Source organism: Alteraurantiacibacter aestuarii (assembly GCF_009827405.1).
Classification (GTDB): domain Bacteria; phylum Pseudomonadota; class Alphaproteobacteria; order Sphingomonadales; family Sphingomonadaceae; genus Alteraurantiacibacter; species Alteraurantiacibacter aestuarii.
The window spans coordinates 529,086-549,480 of the sequence record NZ_WTYY01000002.1; the positions used below are offsets into that span (position 1 = coordinate 529,086).

16 protein-coding genes are annotated in these 20,395 nt (G+C 64.1%); 9 read left to right on the forward strand and 7 right to left on the reverse strand.

Features of this window, described 5'->3' with window-relative positions:
* Positions 1-47: 47 nt before the first annotated feature.
* From GRI32_RS05090 to GRI32_RS05100, 3 genes are read left to right on the forward strand one after another with little or no spacing between them, the layout of a single operon-like run.
* Positions 48-1,679: a phytoene desaturase family protein gene (locus GRI32_RS05090; protein ID WP_160590071.1), complete on the forward strand. Its 1,632-nt coding sequence runs from the start codon at positions 48-50 to the stop codon at positions 1,677-1,679.
* A complete protein-coding gene (locus tag GRI32_RS05095; protein ID WP_160590072.1) occupies positions 1,676-4,120 on the forward strand; it encodes a M16 family metallopeptidase in 2,445 nt (814 codons plus the stop codon). The genes GRI32_RS05090 and GRI32_RS05095 overlap by 4 nt, the downstream gene beginning before the upstream one ends.
* Entirely contained in the window at positions 4,120-5,310 is a 1,191-nt protein-coding gene (locus tag GRI32_RS05100) for an aromatic ring-hydroxylating oxygenase subunit alpha (RefSeq protein WP_160590074.1), read from the forward strand. Before GRI32_RS05095 ends, GRI32_RS05100 begins: the two co-directional genes overlap by 1 nt.
* Here the strand turns inward: GRI32_RS05100 and GRI32_RS05105 are convergent.
* The 6 genes from GRI32_RS05105 to GRI32_RS05130 are packed head-to-tail and all read right to left on the reverse strand — an operon-like array spanning position 5,307 to position 12,056.
* Entirely contained in the window at positions 5,307-7,862 is a 2,556-nt protein-coding gene (locus tag GRI32_RS05105; RefSeq protein WP_160590076.1) for a CehA/McbA family metallohydrolase, read from the reverse strand. The two genes, GRI32_RS05100 and GRI32_RS05105, sit on opposite strands and share 4 nt — an antisense overlap.
* A complete protein-coding gene (locus GRI32_RS05110) occupies positions 7,859-8,995 on the reverse strand; it encodes a DmpA family aminopeptidase (protein WP_160590077.1) in 1,137 nt (378 codons plus the stop codon). Before GRI32_RS05110 ends, GRI32_RS05105 begins: the two co-directional genes overlap by 4 nt.
* Positions 8,996-9,006: 11 nt before the next feature.
* Complete coding sequence (locus GRI32_RS05115) at positions 9,007-9,480, reverse strand: GNAT family N-acetyltransferase (protein ID WP_160590078.1); 474 nt, start codon at positions 9,478-9,480, stop codon at positions 9,007-9,009.
* 2 nt (positions 9,481-9,482) lie between these two features.
* A complete protein-coding gene (gene kce, locus GRI32_RS05120; RefSeq protein WP_160590080.1) occupies positions 9,483-10,445 on the reverse strand; it encodes a 3,5-dioxohexanoate:acetyl-CoA acetone transferase in 963 nt (320 codons plus the stop codon).
* A complete protein-coding gene (locus GRI32_RS05125) occupies positions 10,429-11,217 on the reverse strand; it encodes an ABC transporter permease (RefSeq protein ID WP_160590081.1) in 789 nt (262 codons plus the stop codon). The genes kce and GRI32_RS05125 overlap by 17 nt, the downstream gene beginning before the upstream one ends.
* Positions 11,214-12,056 carry an ABC transporter permease gene (locus tag GRI32_RS05130; RefSeq protein ID WP_202385936.1) on the reverse strand — a complete coding sequence of 281 codons (843 nt, stop codon included), beginning with the start codon at positions 12,054-12,056 and terminating at the stop codon, positions 11,214-11,216. The genes GRI32_RS05125 and GRI32_RS05130 overlap by 4 nt, the downstream gene beginning before the upstream one ends.
* Before the next feature lie 126 nt (positions 12,057-12,182).
* On the opposite strand from GRI32_RS05130, the gene GRI32_RS05135 reads away from it, so the two are divergent.
* From GRI32_RS05135 to GRI32_RS05155, 5 genes are read left to right on the forward strand one after another with little or no spacing between them, the layout of a single operon-like run.
* The gene (locus GRI32_RS05135; protein WP_202385937.1) at positions 12,183-13,181 is read left to right on the forward strand and encodes a LysR family transcriptional regulator; all 999 of its coding nucleotides are present in this window, start codon (positions 12,183-12,185) and stop codon (positions 13,179-13,181) included.
* Positions 13,178-14,371: an ABC transporter substrate-binding protein gene (locus GRI32_RS05140; protein ID WP_202385938.1), complete on the forward strand. Its 1,194-nt coding sequence runs from the start codon at positions 13,178-13,180 to the stop codon at positions 14,369-14,371. The genes GRI32_RS05135 and GRI32_RS05140 overlap by 4 nt, the downstream gene beginning before the upstream one ends.
* On the forward strand, positions 14,365-15,462 hold the full coding sequence (locus GRI32_RS05145; protein WP_160590086.1) for an ABC transporter ATP-binding protein: 1,098 nt from the start codon (positions 14,365-14,367) through the stop codon (positions 15,460-15,462). The genes GRI32_RS05140 and GRI32_RS05145 overlap by 7 nt, the downstream gene beginning before the upstream one ends.
* Complete coding sequence (locus GRI32_RS05150; RefSeq protein ID WP_160590088.1) at positions 15,459-16,811, forward strand: aminotransferase family protein; 1,353 nt, start codon at positions 15,459-15,461, stop codon at positions 16,809-16,811. Before GRI32_RS05145 ends, GRI32_RS05150 begins: the two co-directional genes overlap by 4 nt.
* Positions 16,808-17,845 (forward strand): histone deacetylase family protein, encoded by a 1,038-nt coding sequence (locus GRI32_RS05155; RefSeq protein WP_160590090.1) that lies wholly within the window; start codon positions 16,808-16,810, stop codon positions 17,843-17,845. Before GRI32_RS05150 ends, GRI32_RS05155 begins: the two co-directional genes overlap by 4 nt.
* On the opposite strand, the gene GRI32_RS05160 is transcribed toward GRI32_RS05155, so the two are convergent.
* Positions 17,813-18,298, reverse strand: coding sequence for an acyl-CoA thioesterase (locus GRI32_RS05160; RefSeq protein WP_272916779.1), 486 nt, complete (start codon positions 18,296-18,298; stop codon positions 17,813-17,815). The two genes, GRI32_RS05155 and GRI32_RS05160, sit on opposite strands and share 33 nt — an antisense overlap.
* A 77-nt stretch (positions 18,299-18,375) precedes the next feature.
* Here GRI32_RS05160 and GRI32_RS05165 point away from each other — a divergent pair, with 77 nt between their 5' ends.
* The gene (locus GRI32_RS05165; RefSeq protein WP_337190156.1) at positions 18,376-20,367 is read left to right on the forward strand and encodes a tetratricopeptide repeat-containing sulfotransferase family protein; all 1,992 of its coding nucleotides are present in this window, start codon (positions 18,376-18,378) and stop codon (positions 20,365-20,367) included.
* The last annotated feature ends 28 nt before the right edge of the window (positions 20,368-20,395 follow it).

A 20,395-nucleotide genomic window follows, 5' to 3' on the forward strand; every position in this document is an offset into this window, starting at 1 on the left:
CTGTTTTACGTCTGTTAAACAAGACGTCTGACAGCGAGAGGAAGTTCATGGCCGCAGCACCGCAATATGACGCAATCGTGATCGGTGGCGGCCACAACGGGCTGACCTGCGCCTTCTATCTCGCCCGCGCGGGCCACAAGGTCTGCGTGCTGGAGCGGCGGGAAATCGTCGGCGGCGCGGCGGTGACCGAGGAATTCCATCCCGGCTTTCGCAATTCGGTGGCCAGCTATTCGGTCAGCCTGCTCAGCCCCACGGTGATCGCGGACATGGATCTGGCGCGCCACGGTCTGGAAGTGAAGATCCGTTCCGAAGGCTATTTCGTGCCGCTGGGCGACGATGATTATTTCCTGATGGGCAAGGATGAGGACCGCAAGCTGGCAGAGATCGCCCGCTTCTCTGAAAAGGACGCGGCGGCCTTCCCTGAATACAACCGCAGGCTGGACCAGCTGATGCACCTGCTGCGCGAAACGCTGCATGTGACCCCGCCCAATGTCGGCGGCGGCCTGGGCGAGCTGCTGGGCGCGGCGGGCCTTGGCAACAAGCTGCGCAAGGTCGGGATCGAAGGCCAGCGCGACCTGCTCGACCTGTTCGGCAAGAGCGCGGGCGAAACCCTCGACAGCTGGTTTGAGACCGATGTCCTCAAGGGCGTGCTCGCCTTCGATGCGATGACCGGCAATTACGCCACCCCCTATACGCCCGGATCCGCCTACGTGCTGCTGCACCACGTGTTTGGGGAAGTGAACGGGGTGGAAGGCGCATGGGGCCATGCGATGGGCGGCATGGGTTCGATCACCCAGGCGATGGCCGCGGCCTGTATTGAGCAGGGCGTGGAAATCCGCACCGAATGTCCGGTGGCCAAGGTGCTGACAGACGGCAATCGCGCGGTTGGCGTGAAGCTGGAAAGCGGCGAAACCATCACCGCCCGCGCGATCACATCCAACCTCAATCCCAAGCTGCTGTTCGGCAAAATGGTGGAGGAAGAGGCGGTCCCGCCCGCCTTCGCCCGCCGCATGCGTGACTGGAAATGCGCCAGCGGCACCTTGCGCATGAATGTGGCGCTGAAGGAATTGCCGCAGTTCACCTGCCTGCCGTCAGACGGCATCGGCCGCCACCACAAGGCCAGCATCCTGATCACCCCGTCGCTGAAGTATATCGAGACAGCTTACGACGAGGCCCGCGCGCATGGCTGGGCCAGCCAGCCGGCCATTGAAATGCACATCCCCAGCTGCATCGATGACAGTCTGGCACCTGCGGGCCAGCATGTGGCCAGCCTGTTCTGCCAGCATTTCGCGCCCGAACTGCCCGATGGCAAAAGCTGGGACGATCACCGGGAACAGGCAGCAGACACGGTGATCGACACCATCACCCGCTATGCCCCGAATTTCCGCGACGCGATTGTCGGCAAGATGGTGCTGACGCCGATGGATCTGGAGAACAAGCTGGGCCTCACCGGCGGGGATATCTTCCACGGCCAGCTGCGGCTGGACCAGCTGTTCAGCGCCCGCCCGATGCTGGGCTATGCCGATTACCGGATGCCGCTGGACGGGCTGTATATATGCGGATCGGGCGCGCATCCCGGCGGCGGAGTGACCGGAATTCCCGGCTATAATGCGGCGCGTGAAATGCTGCGTGACCTGCGCAAGAACAGGTTGCCAAAGCGGCGGCATAAAGCCGCATGACACTGCGCTCCGCCTTGGCCCTGCTGATTGCGCCAGCCCTGCTGCTGCCCGCCGTTCCGGCGCAGGCGCAGCTGGACCTGGCGCGCGCCGGCATCACCAGGCTGGATAATGGGCTGACGGTCATCGTGCTGGAGGAAAACAGCCTGCCGGTCGTCTCCGTGCAGGTGCTCTACAAAAGCGGGTCGCGTGATGAGACTTCGGGCAAGACCGGCCTTGCCCACATGCTGGAACACCTCGCTTTCCGCGCCAGCGAGAACTTCCCCGATGGCTCGGCCACCGATACCGTCTATGATGCGGGCGGCGAATGGCACGGCTACACCTGGATCGACCAGACGACCTATTTCGCCACCGCGCCCGCTGAAAAGCTGGACCTGTTGCTGGCGATAGAGGCGGACCGCATGGCGCGCGTCACCATCGATCCTGCGGCGATGGAGGCCGAAGCCGGGGCCGTCATCACAGAGATGCGCGGCTATCAGAACGATCCATCCACCGTACTGTTCGATGCCGTGGTCGCCAGCGCCATCCAGGCACACCCCTATCGCAACAACACCATCGGCTATGAAAGCGATGTCGCCGCGCTGACTGCGCAGGATGCGGAGGATTATTACGCGCGCCACTATGCCCCGGAAAACGCAGTGCTGGCGATTGTCGGCAATGTCGATCCGCAGGCCGCACTGGCGCAGGCGCGCGCGTATTTTGATGAACTGGCGGCGCGCGAAGCGGCCCCGCGCGTAGTATCGGTGGAACCCCCGCAGGCCGGGCTGCGGCGCGTCAATCTGGCGGGGCCGGTGGAGCGGCAATATCTGCGCATCGCCTATCCCGCACCGGCGGCATCGAGCGCCGATTTCGCGCCCTTCCTGCTGATGCAGCAATTGCTGTCGGGCGGATCGGGCGTCAATTTCCGCCAGAATGACTGGGGCACCCCAGCTGCCGATGGTTCCGTGCTGGCAGGCGCCGTGGATGACATGGCGAGCTGGTTCATCCCCACCGCAGACCCTTACCTGTTCATGCTCTCGGCCTCGCTCGATACCGCTTCTGACCGATCAGAGCTGGAGCGCGAACTGGAAAGCCGGATCGCTGCTTTTCGCAGCGCCGCGCCCTCTGTTGCCGCGCTGGACGCGGCGCGGGCGGCGGTGCGCGCGCAACTCGCCTTCGATCTGGAGACGACCGAGGACGCCGCGCACCAGCTGGCTTTTTTCGAAGGGATTGGCGCGCTGGAGCAACTGCTCGCGCTCGATGATGCGCTGGCGCGGACCATGCCTAACGACATAAGGCGCGCGGCGCAGGCATATCTGGACCCCGCCCGCCGCACGATTGGCTGGTATGGACCGGGCAGCGCGCCGGGCGCTCTGGCCACAGCGTCTGGCAACCTTTCCCCGTCAGCCCAGCGCCCCGCTGTGCGCGATGTGGGCACCGCCGCCTCACCGGCCCAATTGCGGCACCTGCCGTCCGGTCTGCCGGTGATACTGCGCCCCGTTTCGCAATCTCCCTTGGCCAGCGTGATGCTGGTGCAGAGCGGCGCGCGGCTGGGGCTGGAGGGATCACCCGATGGCATCGGCGTGGCGCAGGCATCGGGCCTTGCCGCCGATCTGCCGCGTCTGGTGGCACAGGCCGCCGCCGCGCTGCGCGAAGCTTCTCCACCGAGTGCCGAGGAGCCGAGCAACGACCCCTCCACAAGGCTTGGCCAGATGCTGGCCGCACAGCGCGATGGAAGCAGCAGTTCAGCTGGCCCAACAGGCGGCATTGCCTTTGCCGTGGTCAGCGGAGCGGTCGATACAGACAGCGCCTATGCTGCGCTGGCTAGCGAACTGGGCACCGCAAGCCCCGCCGCTCTGCCAAGCCCAGCGCGTTTCAGGCCGGGCCGGAACGGAATGGGGATGGAAAAGGCACTGATCCCGTTGCCGCTGGCGCAATCCGCCATCGGTTACAGCGTGGCCGCCCCTGCACCGGCCAGCCGCGAAGGACTGGCTTGGCGGATGCTGCTGTATGTGCTGACGCATGATTATGGCGGCAGGCTGGGTGACGCGGCGATCAGCGAGCGCGGCCTCGTCTACTATATCGGCAGCGATTACATTGGCGACGCCGCGCAGGGCCGGATCGAGATCACCGCCGGTGTCGATCCGGGCAAGATCGATGCGTTTGAAGCGATGCTGCGCGATCATATCGCCCAGCTTTCGACCCAGCCGCCCGGCGCGGCGGAGATCGCCGCCGCCCGCGCACATATCCTTGGCCGGGAGGCGAGCGCGGCGATGGACAATCAGGAAATCGCCACATCGCTGGCCCGCCACTTCCTCACCAGCGGGGGCCTGTCGGACAATGCGGCCCTTTCCCGCCAACTCGCCGCAATCGGTAGTGAAGACCTCGCCCGCGCCGCACGCGGCTTTGCCAATGGAACAATATTGCGCGTCGATGTGACACCGGCGCCGGAAGGAGACGATTGATGACTGGCTCTGCAAGTCAAACGCAAGGCAGCCCGCGCCTGGTATCCGATCAGGCATCGTGGAGCCTGCCCGCATGGACCTATAATGACGAGAGCTTCCTGGCGCTGGAGCGGCAGCAGATCTTCATGCCTGCCTGGCATCTGGTGTGCCACGTCAGCGACATACCCAATCCGGGCGATTACCGCGCCTTTGCCATGATGGGCGAGCGCGCCATCGTGGTGCGCGGCAAGGACGGGCAGGTCCGCGCCTTCCACAATGTCTGCCGCCACCGCGCCGCGCGCCTGCTGGATGGCAGCGAAGGCAATTGCGGCGGGCGCATCACCTGCCCCTATCACGCGTGGAGCTTTGCGCTGGACGGCAAGTTGCTGGGCGTGCCGTTCATCGAGGAATACGAGAACTTCGCCAAGGGAGACTTCGGCCTGTTCCCCATCGAACAGGATATCAGCGGCGGCTTTGTCTATATCCGTTTCCAGCCGGGCGGGCCTTCGCTGGCCGAATATCTGGCTCCGATCACGCAGGAAATGGGCATTTACCGCTTTGACGAGATGCAGCCAATCGGCCCGATCCGCAGCCGCATCCGCAAGGTCAACTGGAAGAACGCCTGCGATAATTATGTCGATGCGCTGCATATCCGCGTGGCGCATCCGGGGCTGAGCAGCCTTGTGCGTGACAGCTACCGGCTGGAGGTGGATCAGGGCGTGGACAAGATCTTTGCCGATGTTGGCGCGGTCCATTCCCCCGGCCTCTCGGTTCAGGCCTACCGCGATCTGCTGCCCGATGTCGATCACCTGCCCGAAGATCGCAAGCGCATGTGGACATATTACCGCATGTTCCCCGCGCTGATGTTCGATGTCTATCCCGACCAGATCGATTTCATGCAGTTCATCCCCGTCGATGCCACCACCTGCATCCTGCGCGACGGGGCCTATGCCCTGCCCGATGACCGGCGCGAAATGCACCTGACGCGCTATCTCAACCAGCGCCTCAACCGCGATGTGAATACCGAGGACAAGGGGCTGATAGAGCGCGTGCAGGACGGCATGGGCTCGTCCAGCTTCTCCGTCGGGCCGCTGGGCAGGAACGAGATCTGCCTGCGCAGTTTCGCCAACCGGATGCGCGACACAATCCCGATATCGCGGGAGCCGCAGCGCCCCTCGCGTGAACGGCTGGAAGCAGCGCTGGAGGCCTAGCGCATCGCCTCATACACGGCGCGGGCGCGGGCGATATTGCCCAGCACCGTCTCGCGTTCAGCGGCATCGTTATAGTCCTCGCTCGTCCGCGCGTGCTGTTCGATCAGGTCGATCCAGGTGAGCATGTACTGGCGGTCTTCCTCGGACCGGGCGGGCTTTCCGTCGACGCTGACATAGACCGGGCTGGTGGTGCCATAGGGATAGAGGTCGAGCACTTCGGGTTGATCTTCGGAGCTCCACGCGCGCAGCAATATCCACCCGCTTTCAGAAATCGGGATAGTGCCCCTCGCCGCTGCAAATTTGCCATCCGCATCCAAAGTCAGCGTGGCCGCAACCTGACCATTGTGGATGATCTCCACATGATCCACCCTGGCCAGCGATATCATTGCCGCCGTCCATTCCAGTTCGCCACCTTCGGCAGGCAGAGAAATGTCACCGCCCGGTCCTTCGCCATTCAGATCAAAGACCAGCAGCGGCGCATTGGTGGCGATCGAGCGGCCCGCGCGCAGGCCGGCAATCCACGCATCGCGGCGCTCTACGGGGCTTGGGCCTTCCGCCAGTTCACCGGGCAGAACATATGTGCGGTTGAGGCCCACCGGGCCGCGCAGGGAGGCGTAATTGGCCATCGCATCGGTCCCGCCTGCGGCAGAAATGCGGAAGCCCAGATTGAGCAATCGGTACCAGATATCCGCCGATGTGTGGAAATCGGCAAAGCCCACGGTCTCGTAATAATCCATGTTGCCCAGCGCCGCATCCACGGGGACCTGGTGCGTGGAATAGGTGTTCGCCTCAGCGCCGGGATCGAACGGATGGACATAGCCAACGACCGCGCCCTGCTGGTGCGCCAGATCGGCGATGGTGGGATTGTCCGGGAACAGGCTGAACAATCCGGTGCCGGGATAGGACGAATAATCGGGCAGCAGGAAATGGCTGGTCAGCCCCAGCAGGCCCAGATGGCCCCAAACGCTGGTGTGGAATTCCTGCGCAGGCACCAGCAGCGTATCGGCGGTGGAGGCTGGGTCAGGCTGCGTCCCGGCATATTCGATATCGGGAATGCGCTGCTCCTTGTTGACCAGCGTGTTGAACACGATGTCGAGGTCTTCCGCTGCCGCCTGCGCCACCATGCGTTCGGGCGTCATGCGGTAGGACCCGCCATAGTTCATATGCACATGCACATCGGCGCTCTGCCATGCGTCAAAACCGGGCAGTGTGATCGGCTGCATCTGCACGGTCAGGCGCGTTGCGGGACCCGGGCGGATATCGACAGTGCGATGTTCGACTGCATGTTCCAGCCCGCGCCACACGGTTACTTCGGCTGGCCCCACGGGCAGGGTGATCCCGGCATGGCCGTTTGCGTGGAAATAGCGCTGTTCCTGCGCACGGTCGGCACGGTCGAAATTGTCATCCGCATGGATCATCGCGGTTTCGGGCGCATAGCTTCGGCCATCGCTGCCGGTGACCGATATGCGCGCGGCAACGGGCCTGCCGTCCTCATCGGTCAAGGTCAGCGCCAGCGTGCCCACATCGTGCAGGTAGACAGGGGCACTGATCGCCAGTTCGCGGCGCGCGCCGCCCGGCAGGTCCAGTATCTCGATACGCCCGTCGCCGCTTTCGTTGGAGACGAAGGCGATGTGGCGGCCATCGGGTGACCAGCGCGGCGAGAAGATATCGAAATCGCCATAGGTCAGCGGAATCGGCAGGCCGCCCGCCGCATTCACGATCCACAACTGGTGCCATTGCCGCCCGGCATAGGAAGACCAGATTATGCGGCTGCCGCCCGGACCCCAATCGGGCCGCGCGCGCCAGCTGGTTTCCTCCTCGCGCACAAGCTGCGGCTCTCCGCCTGCAACCGCGCGGCGCCACAGCGATCCTGTACCATATCCGGTCTCCGGATTGGTGACATAGATGATCTCGCTGCCATCGGGGGACCAGCTGGGGCTCAGCTCATGATCGAAGGTGGAATAATAATAGCGCGAAATCGCGCTCTCGCGTTCGGGAGAGAACTGCACCGGTTCAAATGCGCCGCCATCCATTGCCGCGGTGAAGATGCGGAAACGGCCGGTGGCAAAGGTGGAGACAAAGGCGATGCGGTCCCCGGAGGGCGACCAGCGCGCCTCCAGATTGACGCCGCCATTGCTGGTGAGCCGCCTTGCAGCGCCGCTGGCGACATCCAGCGTCCACAGCTCGATCGCGTCCTCATCATAGCGTGAAAAGATGATCGTGCTGCCGTCGGGCGACCAGTCCGGCTGATAGTCATAGCCCGGCCCCGCGGTCAGCTGGAACGCCTCACCGCTGGCGATGTCCTGCCGCCACAGGCTGCCCTGCATCGAATAGACCAGCGCGCTGCCATCGGGCGACCAGCTGAGCGAACTGGCTCCGCTGGTAAGCTGGGGAATATACATTTCGCGCCAGTAGTAATTATGCGGCACGTCCACCTGTCGCAGCACCGGTTCGCGGCCCGGTTGAGGTTCGCTTTGAGCCTGATCCTGGGCATTAACAGGAATGGCCAGCGCAAAGGCGAGGAGGATTGCGGCGGCGAACGAGCGGATCATTGGGCAAGCCTTCCGTGGCGGGCGAGTATCTGGCGCAACTGGTCATGGTCGAGCGCGGGAACGTGGTGCCCCTCGGCCCCGGTCATCGGCTGGCCCGCAACCATCGCGTTGACGATGGCTTCCTCCACCGCCTGTACCGTGGCGGTGAACAACGGGTCCATATTGCCATTGGCGATCATTTCGACCGGTGGCGGATTTTCCGAAGCGGCATCGGGATTGGCGGTGGAAAAGGCAATGAAGATATCGCCCGATCCATTGCCGCTGACCGCGCCCGTGCGTGCCAGCCCCAGCGATGCGCGGCGGGCCAGCCGCTGCAATTGCGTGGGCAGCAGCGGCGCGTCGGTGGCGACCACGATGATGATCGATCCGGTTTCCTCATTCCACACACGCGGCGTATCAAGCTCGCGCCCGATCGGCACACCGGCGATGGTCGCCTGATCGCGCAGTCCGTGATTGGCCTGCACCAATACGCCCACGGTAAAACCGCCCTCCTCAGCCGTCAGCACGCGAGAGGCGGTGCCGGTGCCGCATTTGAGCTCGTAGCAGATCATGCCCGTGCCGCCGCCGACATTGCCTTCCTCGACAGAGCCGCCATGCGCGCCTTCAATCGCTTCGAAGACATGTTCGGGCTTCACGTGGAAGCCGTTGATATCATTGAGATGGCCGTCCCATGTCTCGGCAACAACGGGCAGCGACCACCAGTAGCCGGTGGCATCGGCCCCGCCCTGCGCCACGCGCCACTGGATCACCGCATCGCGCACCACGCCCACGGAATGGGTGTTGGTGATCATCACCGGGCCTTCCAGAAAGCCGGATTCGTCGATCCATGCCGTCCCGGTCATCTCGCCATTGCCATTGAGGGAGAACCAGCCGGCAAAGGCGGGCCTGTGCATCGTGTCCGCCCCGCGCGGCAGCACGGCGGTTACACCGGTGCGCACATCGTCGTCCTCAACAATGGTGGCAAAGCCCACGGTCACCCCGGCCACATCGGTAATGGCGTTGAGCGGACCTGTTTCGCCATCGAAAGGCACGCCCAGATCGCGCGCGCGCGGTTCATGGGTGGGTGCGGTCTGGGCAAGAACGGGCGCGCTGCTCAGCGCGGTGAGGGCAATGGCGGCAGCGATCTTCAGCATGGTCATTCCTCTCAAACCTTGTCACGCAGGGCCTTCAGCCCCTCGCCCTCCAGCACGAATATCCGCTCGGCACTGGCTTCGGAAAAACCGGCCGCCTCATAGAAGCGGGCACCGGCCTCATTGGATGCGGCAACCGACAATCGCAGATATTGCGCGCCGCGCGCCGCGCGCGCCAGCAAGGCAAGCGCCACGCCGGCACCGCGGTGATCGGGCGCGACATAGAGATCCTGCACATAGATGCCGGGCAGGCCGCGCCAGCTTGAATATTCGGGGAAGCACAGCGCCATGCCCACGGCCTTGCCATCGCACATGGCAAGGTGCGCGGTGAACAGCGGGCGCGGTCCAAATCCATGCGCCAGAATGGCCGTTTCACCGCCCTTGATGGCACCGGGATAGCCGGTTTCTGCCGCCAGCGCTTCCAGCATCGCCTGGATCAGCCCGGCATCCTCGGCGCGGGCAAGGCGCAATGTTACCTGGTCTGTCATCGTCAGAACGCCACCTTGTCATGGCCCTTGAGCGCCAGCATTTCGCGGGTTTCCCCGGCTGTCGCCACTTCAAGGCCGAGCTCTTCCAGAATCCGTCGCATGGCCGCAACCTGCGCGGCATTGCTGGGGGCCAGTGCGCCGCCGGGAAGGCTGAGCGAATCCTCCAGCCCGACGCGCACATTGCCGCCCATCACCGCGCCCACCGTGGCCAGCGGCAATTGCTGCTTGCCCGCCGCCAGCACGGAGAAGCGATAATCATCGCCCAGCAGCCGGTCCGCGGTGTTCTTCAGGTGCACCAGATTGTCCACCGTGGCGCCGGCCCCGCCCAGCACGCCGAGCACGAATTGCAGATAGATCGGGCCTTTCACCAGCCCCTTGCGGTAATAGTATCCGAGTGTTTCGACGTGGCCCAGATCATAGCATTCGAACTCGAACCGGGCGCCGGTCGCCACGCCCATTTCGAGGATTTCCTCAATATCGGCAAAGCTGTTCTTGAAGATCGCATCGCGCGTCTTGAGCAGCAATTCAGGCTCCCAATTGTGCTGCCAGTCGGAATAGCGATCAGCCAGCGGGAAGGTGCCGAAGTTCATCGATCCCATGTTTAGCGAGCACATTTCAGGCTGCGCGGCGCGCGCCGGGGCCAGCCGCGTTTCCAGCGGCATCAGTGACGATCCGCCGGTGGAAATGTTGAGCACGGCATCGCAGCGACCGGCGATATCCTCCAGAAACGGGCGGAAATGCTCAGGATCGGCGCTGGGATAGCCGCTGTCCGGATCGCGCGCGTGCAGATGGATGATCGCCGCGCCCGCCTGCGCCGCCTCGACAGAGGCATCGGCGATCTGGCGCGCGGTGATGGGCAGATGCGGGCTCATCGTGGGCGTGTGGATCGATCCGGTCACGGCGCAGGTGACGATAACCTTACGCGCAGGACGGGCCTTGGAGATGCGATCAGTCTGTACGTTCATGATAACTCACCCGCATGGCCGAAAGGCCGACAAGAAAAACCAGCACCGTGCCCACCACCATCACCGCGCCCAGCGCGTTGACTTCCGGGCTGACGGAATCGCGCAGCATGGCGTAAATCTGCGTCGGCACAGTCTCCGTGCCGCCCGGCTTCCAGAACAAGGTGCCGGTGATGTTGTCGAAACTGATGGTGAAGGCGAACAGGGCGCCTGCCAGCAGCGCCGGAGTCAGCAGCGGCAATGTGGTGCGGAAAAAGGCCTGCACCGGGCTGGCGCCAAGGCTTTTGGCCGCATCCTCATAGGCCGGATCGAGCCCGGTCAGCCGCGCCTGAATCACCAGGATCACGAACGGCAGGGCAAAGATCACATGGCCCGCCAGCAGCAGCGGAAAGCTGCGCGGCACGCCCATCCATGACAGGAACAACAGCAGTGCCGCCGCCAGCACCACTTCGGGCACCAGCAGCGGGGCCAGCAGCACGCCCGCCACCCACGCCTTGCCGGGGAAATCATGGCGCACCATCGCCAGCGCGGCCAGCACGCCGATGGCGGTGGAGATCAGCGCCGTGGCCAGCCCCAGCACCAGCGAGGTGCGCACCGCGGCAAGAATTGCATCATTGGCCCACAGATCGGCGAACCATTGCAGCGTCACGCCCTCAATCGGGAAACCGCCGAACTGGTTGGTGGCAAAGGCCAGCAGGATCACCGCCGCCAGCGGCAGGAACAGAAAGGCATAGATCGCCCCGGTGGCCAGACCCAGAACCGTGCGCGAGGTCATGCTGCCGCCCTCCCGATCCGTTCCAGCCCCAGGAAGCGGGCGGCAATGGCGGTGACCATGCCCAGCGCGCCCAGCAGCAACAGCGCCAGCACCGCGCCGGTGCGCCAGTCGAGCTGGATGATCATCGCCTCATAGATAAGATTGGCGAACATCGCGTCCTTCGGGCCACCCAGGATGATCGGCGTGACATAACTGCCCGCCGCCAGCAGGAAACAGATCAGCGATCCGGCGGCAAGGCCGGGCACGGACAGAGGCAATGTGACGCGGCAGAATGCCTGCCAGCTGCTCGCCCCCAGCGATTTTGCGGCACCGGGCAGGCTCTCATCCAGCCCATCGAGCGCGACATAGATGTTGAGGATCATGAACGGCAGGATGAAATGGACCAGCCCGACGATCACCGAAACCTGATTATACAGCAGCGGCCACGGCGTATCGATCAGCCCCAGCCCCATCGCCGCCTCGTTGATCGCGCCGCTGGCACCCAGCACGTTGATCCAGCTCATCGTGCGGATGATATAGCTGATCCAGAACGGCAGCACGATCAGCAGCAGCAGCAGGGGCCGCCAGCGCGAGCGCGACGTGGCCAGGAAATAGGCTGGCGGATAGCCCAGCAGTGCGGCCACCAGCGTGGAAACGCCGGCAACCAGCAGGGTCTTGACCAGAAACCACCAGTAGAAGCCATCGCCCAGAACGGACTGCCACGCGCCCGTTCCGGCGGTGTTTTCGGAATTGCCGACGTTCAATATGCCCAGCGACAGCAGCACGGTGAACAGCAGCGGCACCAGCAGCAACAGGGTGATGGCGATGATGGCGGGCGCCAGCAGCCAGCGATGGGCCAACGCTCTTTTCGAATCTGCACCTTTCGAATCTGTACCCGGCATTTTCATATTGCCATATCCACCTGCTGCATGGCATTCTCTCTTCTGATAGGCTTCCCGTCAATCATAGCTTGAGGGAATGGTATGATGTCAGAAGACAAAGGCGAACTTGCCTGGCGGCTGGACTGGAATCTGGTGCGCACCTTCCTTGTCATCGTCCAGGAAGGCTCCATTACCGGCGCTGCCCAGCGGCTCGATCTCAAGCAGCCCACCGTCAGCAATGCGTTGCGCCGGCTGGAGGATACGCTGGGCCACCGGTTGATCGATCGCGGGCCGCGCAAGTTTGCCCCCACCACCCACGGCGAGGCATTGTTTGCACAGGCGCTCGACATCTTCGGATCGCTGGACCGGCTGCCGCTGATCCTTGGCGATATTGACGAGGAGGTTTCGGGCGAAGTGGTACTTTCCATGGCCAGCCACGTGGTCAGCCCGCTGGTGGATGCCACGCTGGCCGATTTCCAGCAGCATCATCCGCGCGCCCGGCTGGCGATCCGCGTGCGCCCGTCGCTCGACGTGATCGAAGATGTGCTGGGCAAGAAATGCTCGCTGGGCATCTGCCTTGTGCGTGAGCGTGATGCGGATCTGGAATACACCCATCTCTATACCGAGCATTTCGGCTTCTTCTGCGGTCCTGCCCATCCGCTGTTCGGCAAGAGCGACCTGACGCTGGCGGATATGCGTGAGGAGCGCAGCGTCTCCTTCGATACCGACCAGCTCAACGATGTGCTGCGCCCCGTCGCCATGCTCCGCGCGCGCGCCAGCTTTGCCGGTCAGCCGGTGGGCGTATCGAACAATCTGGAAGAGGTGCGCCGGATGGTGATTGCCGGAATGGGCATCGGCCCGCTGCCGATCCACGTGGTGACCCGCGACGTGGCAGACGGCCTGCTCTGGCGCCTGCCGCCCTATGATGATCCGCCCGCCGTGGATGTTTCCGTCGTGCGCCACCCTGCCAACCGGCTGAGCCGCGCCGAACAGGCTTTCTGGACCCTGCTGTCGAAGCGGATAGAGGAAACTCCGCGCGATCAGCGCACCTATGGGCTGGATGGCCGCAGCCTGGTGGCCAGCAGCGTGGCCAGCAGCGCATGAGCTTTGAAAATCACGCCTACCGCCTGTTTGCCACCTTGCGCGATGATCCGCGCGGCAGGCGAGATTTCCTGCGCGCAATGGCAAAGCTTGGCGCGGCGGCGGGTGTGGTTGGCGGCCCGCTGGGCATGGCCGCGCTCGCTCAAACGCAGGCCCAGACGCAAAGCCGGCCGCAAAACCGACCACAACGCCAGCCGGTGCGCCAGGTCCGCTTTGATGGCTGGGGCGGCGTGGTATCGCAGGCCTTCGAGGATTACGCCTTCGCCCCGTTCGAGCGGGAGACCGGTGTCGAGGTGGTGAGCGGAACCTTTGGCGGCAGCGATGAATTCCTTGCCCGGGTGATCGCCAACCGGCCCGGCGAATATAATGTCGCGCATCTTTCCGGCGTGTTCGATTACGCCCGCTTTCACGATCAGGGGCTGACCTCGGCGCTGGATGAAAGCAACATCCCCAATCTGGCGCTCACCATCCCGCAGCTCGCCGCGCCGCTGCGTGCTGTGACCGGCGGATCACTGTCCGCCATTCCCTATGATTACGGGACCACCGGGATCGCCTTCAATCCAAGGCGCGTGTCCGCCGAACATGTGGCGCGGGCGGGATCGCGCATATTGATCGATCCGCAATTTCGCCACCGCATCGGCGGTTGGGACGAATGGCGCACGCGCATCTGGTATGCCGCCGCCGCCGCTGGCCAGAACCCCAATGCCATCACCGATATGGACGCGGTCTGGGCGATGATCCGCCGCCACCGCGACCTGACGGTCAAATACTGGTCCTCCGGCGCGGAACTGATGAACCTGCTGGCGCAGGAGGAACTGTTCGTCACCGATGCCTGGTCCGGTCGCATTGCCGCGCTGCGCAATGCCGGCGTGGAGATGGGCTTTCACCAGCCTGCCGATGGCGTGGCCTGGCAGGAATGTATCTTCGTACTGAGAGGATCGCCGATGCGCGAATGCGAAAAACTGCTCAACTTCATGCTCGAACCCGAAGTGGCGATCATGGTGGCAGAGGCGCAATATTACCCGCCCTCGCTCGATCCGACCAAGGTCGACCTGCCCGCCTCGATCCGCTCGCTGCCCGGCTTCGTGGCCGATGGCGACCTGTCGGGATATCGCTTTTTCGATCCCGCCTACTGGAACGGGCATGAGCGCGACTGGGCGCCGATGTTCAGCCGGGTGCAAAAGGGATGGTAAAGGCAGTGGAACTTCGCGGCGTGGTCAAGCGCTATGGCCCCACGCTGGCGGCAGACCATGTTTCGCTGACTGCAAAGCAGGGCAGCTTCACCACATTACTGGGCCCCAGCGGCTGCGGCAAGACCACGCTGCTGCGCCTGATCGCCGGGCTGGAACAGCCGGATGAGGGCGAGATATTGATCGGCGGACGGTCGATGGCGGGCGTGCCGCTGCACAAGCGCAAGATCGGGCTGGTGTTCCAGAATTACGCGCTGTTCCCGCATCTTTCCGTGCACGAGAACATAGCCTTCGGCCTGCGCTATCACGGGATCGACAAGGGAGAAGAGCAGGACCGCGTGCTGGCCATGCTGGATCTGGTGCGCCTGCCCGGACGCGGCGATGCGCGCCCCGGCATGCTTTCTGGCGGACAGCGCCAGCGCGTGGCTCTGGCCCGGGCGCTGGTGATCGAACCGGACGTGCTGCTGCTGGACGAGCCATTGTCCGCGCTCGATGCCAATTTGCGTGACGAAATGCGCATTGAACTGCGCGCAATTCAGGAACGGCTGGGGGTGACCACCATCTTCGTCACCCACGATCAGGGTGAAGCGCTGGCCATGTCGGACGCGATTGCCGTGCTGCGCAGCGGGCGGCTGCAACAGGTCGGCAGCCCGGCAGAGATATACAACCGCCCCGCATCGCCCTTCGTCGGCAATTTCCTGGGCCAGTGCAACATCCTGCGCGGCACCGTTCAGCAAGCCAACGGAGACAAAGTGACCGCAGAGGTGGACAATATCGGCGCTGTTCATGCGGTGACGGGCGGTGATGCGCTCTCTCCCGGTATGCCGGTGGATCTGGTGGTGCGCGCGGAAAAGCTGCGCCTGTCCGTTGCTGGCAGCGAACCCGGCGATGCCAGCGGCGCAGCCTTCGCGGGCCGGATCGAAGCCGTCGACTATCAGGGGCAGGCCGTGCGCTATCTGGTCGATGCGGCTGGCCAATCGCTTTACGTGCAGACCTTTCTGGAGGGCGCACCACTGCCTGCCGGCACCGATGTCGCGCTGACATTTGCCGCCGATGACTGCCTTGCCTTTGCCGCCGTGGAGGAGCCCGCATGACCGCCGGTCTGGTGCCATCGCACCTGTTCTATCAATCGCGCCTGCGCCGCCCGACAATCGCCCGGGCCGAGGGCGTGTATATCTGGGATGTCGAGGGACGCCGCTATCTGGACGGGTCGAGCGGGGCGATGGTCTCCAACATCGGCCATTCCAACCCGCGCGTGCTCGAAGCCATGCGCGAACAGATGAACCGCGCGACCTTCGGCTATCGCCTGCATTTCGAGAATGAACCGGCAGAGCAGCTGGCCTCGGTCATCGCCGATCTGTGCCCCGGAGACCTCGACCGGGTGTTCTTCGTATCGGGGGGGTCGGAAGCGACCGAAACTGCGATCAAGCTGGCCCGCTCGCACAAGCTGGCGGTGGGCGAGACCACCCGCTGGAAAGTGATCTCGCGCGCACCGTCATACCACGGCTGCACTCTGGGCGCGCTGGCGGTCAGCTCCTACGATCCGCTGACAGAGCCGTTTGCGCCGATGATGCGCGAGATGCCCAAAGTCCCCGCGCCGCGCTGCTATCTGGACCGCGACGGCCTCGATCCCGAACAGGCCGGGCTGCGCTATGCCGAAATGCTGCGTGACAGGATTCTGGCGGAAGGCCCCGAAAGCGTGCTGGCCTTCATGATGGAACCTGTCGGAGGAGCCACCACCGGCGCATTGGTCGCGCCCGATTCCTATTATCGCCGCACGCGCGAAATCTGCGACGAATTTGGCATATTGCTGATCTATGATGAGGTGATGACAGGCGTGGGCCGCACCGGCCGCTTCCTGGCAGCCGAGCACTGGGACGCCATGCCCGACATTGTCGCGCTGGCGAAAGGTTTCGGGGCCGGTTATGCGCCTTTAGGTGCCGTTGTGGCCCCGCAGCGCATCATTGAACCGGTGCTGGATGCGGGCGGTTTTGCGCATGGATTCACCTATGCCGGCAACCCGCTCGCCTGCGCCGCCGGCCTGGCGGTAACGCGCGAAATCGTGGCGCATGACCTGATGGGCAATACCGCGCGTATCGGCGATCTGCTCAAAGCCGGGATGGAAGGGCTGATGGCGCGTTTCCCGTTCATCGGCGATGTCCGCGGCAAGGGCCTGTTGCTGGCCTTCGAACTGGTGGCAGACCGGCAGACAATGGCCCCCCTGCCCGCGCATCTGGATGCCTATGTGCGACTGGTCGATATCGCCTATGAGCGCGGCCTGATCATCTATTCCCGGCGCACGCGCGGCGGGCGAGAGGGGGATCACTTCATGGTCTGCCCGCCGATGATCAGCGATGAAAACCACGTCGATGAAATTCTGGGCAAGCTGACAGAAAGCCTGCAAGTGCTGGAGGCGCAATTGAACCTGAGCGTGGCGGCATGAGGACATTTCTTGCCCAACAGGCCCAGTCCGCGCATTTCCCGCGCACCTTCCTGGTCAACGGGGTGATGCAGGACAATCCCGAACACCCTGACCGGATCGCCCGCCTGCGCCAGGGGGCCGAGGCTGCCGGGTGCCGGATCGAGCAACCCGCGGACAGCGGAATGTCGGCCATTTCGGCGGTGCACACGCCCGAATATCTGCAGTTCCTGCGCCATGCCCACAAACGCTGGAGCTACATCGCGGGCGCTTCTGAATCGGTCACGCCCAATATCCATCCAAGCCGCCGCAATGGCACCTATCCGGCGTCCGTTGTGGCGCAGGCGGGCTGGCATATGTCTGATGCCTCCTGCCCGATTGGGGCCGAAACCTGGGACGCTGCATACTGGAGCGCGCAGGCCGCGATCGGTGCCGCCGATGCGGTGCTGGCAGGCGAGCGCCATAGCTATGCCCTGTGCAGGCCGCCCGGCCACCATGCGTCGGCAGAGCTGGCCGGTGGTTTCTGCTACCTGAGCAACAGCGCCATCGCCGCGCGCCGGTTGCAGCGGCAATATCCGCGCGTGGCGGTGCTGGATGTGGACCTGCACCACGGCAATGGCACGCAGGAGATATTCTACCGCGATGCCAGCGTGCTGACCGTCTCCATCCATGCCGATCCGGTGCGTTTCTATCCTTTCTTCTGGGGCAGCGCGTGTGAGCGCGGCGAGGGAGACGGACTGGGGTTCAATTACAACCTGCCGCTGCAACGCGGATCGGGCGATGCCGAGTTCCTGTCGGCGCTGGATCAGGCGCTGGACCGCACCGCCGCTTTCGCGCCCGATGCGCTGGTGATCGCGCTGGGTCTCGATGCCTTTGAAGGCGATCCGTTTGGCGGACTGGCCGTGACCACGCCGGGTTATGGCAAGATCGGCAATGCCATCGCCAAGCGCCTGCCAATGCCTGCGGTCATCGTGCAGGAGGGCGGCTATCTGTGTGACGCGCTGGGCGACAATCTTTCCGCTTTCCTAAGCGCCTTCACCGCCGGTCACGGAGGTTGAGGCATCGATCATCTGCCCGATCCGCGCGCGCATGGCCGCTTCCACCGCAACGCCTTCGCGCGCCTTGAGATCGAGCCGGACAAGTGTGGAGCGCATCGTCGCCACCGCAGACCCGTCCTGCGTTCGCACCATGCGATATTCGACATCGATGGATTTGGTACCCAGCCGCACCGGTGCGCCGGAAATAGAGAACATCGTGCCGGGCAGCATCTCCGCATGATATTCATAGACCTGCCGCACATCGGCCCAACCAAGGCCATCGGCCTGCGAAACAGGGCTCGTCCCGCTCAGGCGGAACAGCAGCTGATAGCTCGCATCGTCAAACGCAGCGGCATAGCGGCGGACGGTAAAATGACCCATGACATCGCAGTCCCAAGGCTGCACAATACCAAGATGCAGGGGGCCAGGATGCAGGGGTCCAGCGAGAAATTGGGGTTCAGATTGAGAATTCATGGAATTGATCCCGTCAGGTCGCAGGGCAAAGGCATGATTGGCCGCAATCGCCCGGATTGGCAACCGGAGGCGCGCAGGTGAGCGAAGACCTTCAGGCGCAGTTGCGCCACACCAGCAAGCTGCTCTCCACCAACCCGGCAGCGGCGGAAAGCCAGGCACAGGCGATACTGGCAAAGGCTCCCGAAAACCCGGACGCGGTGTTGTTGATGGCTGCCGCCGCCCGCCGTCAGGGCGATCCGGCGCGCGCCGCGCACTTGCTCAGCCCGCTGGCGCAGAGCGGAAAGGGCCGCGCCGACGTGCATCAGGAACTGGGTCTGGCGTGGGCATCGCTGGGACGCAGCGATGATGCGATCGAGCAGCTGGAAATGGCCGTCACGCGCAACCCCGGCCTGTCTGCCGCATGGCGCGCGCTGGGGGACCAGCATACCGCGCGCGGCGACAGCGGATCAGCCGATACCGCCTATGCGCAGGCGATCCGCGCATCCGTCAACGATCCGGAACTGATGCGCGCGGCCGATGCGCTGGTTTCCGGCGAGCTTGCCGTGGCCGAGCCGATCCTGCGTGACAGGCTGAAACGCGCGCCCACCGATATCGCCGCCATTCGCATGCTGGCAGAGCTGGCATCGCGGCTGGGCCGCTATGGCGATGCGGAAAAGCTGCTGTCGCGCGCGCTGGAGCTGGCACCTGGCTTCCGCCCGGCGCGGCACAATTATGCGCTGGTGCTGCACCGGCAGAACCGCGCGGCAGAAGCGCTGGAACAGATCGACATGCTGCTGGCGGATGATCCGCACAATGCCGGCCTTGCCAATCTCAAGGCCGCGGCGCTGGGCCGGATCGGCGAGTTCGAGGACGCCATTGCCCTGTATGACGATGTGCTGGATCGCCATCCGGACCAGCCCAAGGTGTGGATGAGCTATGGCCACGCGCTCAAGACCGTGGGCCGCCAGCAGGACAGTATTGACGCCTATCGCAAGAGCATCGCGCTACAGCCGGGCCTTGGCGAAGCATGGTGGAGCCTCGCCAATCTCAAGCGGGTGACTTTCGCAGATGCAGACCGGGCCACCATGCGCGGCGCTCTGTCAGACGATCTGGAGCCCGAAGACCTGTTCCACCTCCACTTCGCGCTGGGAAAGGCAGAGGAGGATGCTGGCAATTATCAGGCATCCTTCACCCATTATGCGCAGGGTAACCGCCTGCGCCGGGACATGGTGCGCTATGATTCAGCGGACATTGCCGATCACCTCGTCCGGTCCCGCGCGCTGTTCACACCGCAATTCTTCACAGACCGGGCAGACGCTGGTTGCAGCGCGCCAGACCCCATATTCATCCTTGGCATGCCGCGCGCCGGCTCCACCCTTATCGAACAGATCCTGTCCAGCCACTCGCAGGTGGAAGGGACGATGGAACTGCCCGACATCCCGCAGATGGCCGCGCAGATCGGCGGGCGCAAATTGCGTTCGCAGGAGACTGATTATCCAGAGGCGCTGGCCGATCTCTCGCCCGATCAGCTGACCGCAATGGGTGAGGAATTTCTGACCCGCACACGCGTGCAGAGAAAGACCGACGCACCGTTCTTCCTCGACAAGATGCCCAATAATTTCATGCATGTGGGGATGATCAAACTGATCCTGCCCAATGCCCGGATCATCGATGCGCGGCGCCATCCGCTGTCTTGCTGCTTCTCCAATTTCAAGCAGCATTTCGCCCGTGGTCAGGCGTTCACCTATGACCTGGCCGAGCTGGGCCATTACTACCGCACCTATACCGAGCTGATGGCGCATTTCGACGATGTGCGGCCCGGCGCCGTGCACCGTGTTTTCTATGAACAGGTGGTGGCCGACGTGGAGGGTGAAACGCGCGCGCTGCTGGATTACCTGAACCTGCCGTTTGAGGAATCCTGCCTGCGCTTTTACGAAAGCGACCGCGCCGTGCGCACTGCAAGTTCCGAACAGGTGCGCCAGCCGATCTTTTCCGACGGGCTGGCCCAGTGGAAGAATTTCGAACAATGGCTGGGCCCGCTCGAACAGGCGCTGGGTCCGGCCCTGACCGATTATCCGTGCAAATTGTAATTTTGCCGACTGTTGTCAGTTTGCCATA

Bases quoted from the DNA above. Each gene is read 5' to 3' on its own strand.
- GRI32_RS05105 (WP_160590076.1), bottom strand. From the start codon at position 7,862: ATGATCCGCTCGTTCGCCGCCGCAATCCTCCTCGCCTTTGCGCTGGCC.
- GRI32_RS05090 (WP_160590071.1), top strand. From the start codon at position 48: ATGGCCGCAGCACCGCAATATGACGCAATCGTGATCGGTGGCGGCCAC.
- GRI32_RS05135 (WP_202385937.1), top strand. From the start codon at position 12,183: ATGTCAGAAGACAAAGGCGAACTTGCCTGGCGGCTGGACTGGAATCTG.
- GRI32_RS05160 (WP_272916779.1), bottom strand. From the start codon at position 18,298: ATGAATTCTCAATCTGAACCCCAATTTCTCGCTGGACCCCTGCATCCT.
- GRI32_RS05125 (WP_160590081.1), bottom strand. From the start codon at position 11,217: ATGACCTCGCGCACGGTTCTGGGTCTGGCCACCGGGGCGATCTATGCC.
- GRI32_RS05115 (WP_160590078.1), bottom strand. From the start codon at position 9,480: ATGACAGACCAGGTAACATTGCGCCTTGCCCGCGCCGAGGATGCCGGG.
- GRI32_RS05145 (WP_160590086.1), top strand. From the start codon at position 14,365: ATGGTAAAGGCAGTGGAACTTCGCGGCGTGGTCAAGCGCTATGGCCCC.
- kce (WP_160590080.1), bottom strand. From the start codon at position 10,445: ATGAACGTACAGACTGATCGCATCTCCAAGGCCCGTCCTGCGCGTAAG.
- GRI32_RS05095 (WP_160590072.1), top strand. From the start codon at position 1,676: ATGACACTGCGCTCCGCCTTGGCCCTGCTGATTGCGCCAGCCCTGCTG.
- GRI32_RS05140 (WP_202385938.1), top strand. From the start codon at position 13,178: ATGAGCTTTGAAAATCACGCCTACCGCCTGTTTGCCACCTTGCGCGAT.
- GRI32_RS05150 (WP_160590088.1), top strand. From the start codon at position 15,459: ATGACCGCCGGTCTGGTGCCATCGCACCTGTTCTATCAATCGCGCCTG.
- GRI32_RS05100 (WP_160590074.1), top strand. From the start codon at position 4,120: ATGACTGGCTCTGCAAGTCAAACGCAAGGCAGCCCGCGCCTGGTATCC.
- GRI32_RS05155 (WP_160590090.1), top strand. From the start codon at position 16,808: ATGAGGACATTTCTTGCCCAACAGGCCCAGTCCGCGCATTTCCCGCGC.
- GRI32_RS05110 (WP_160590077.1), bottom strand. From the start codon at position 8,995: ATGCTGAAGATCGCTGCCGCCATTGCCCTCACCGCGCTGAGCAGCGCG.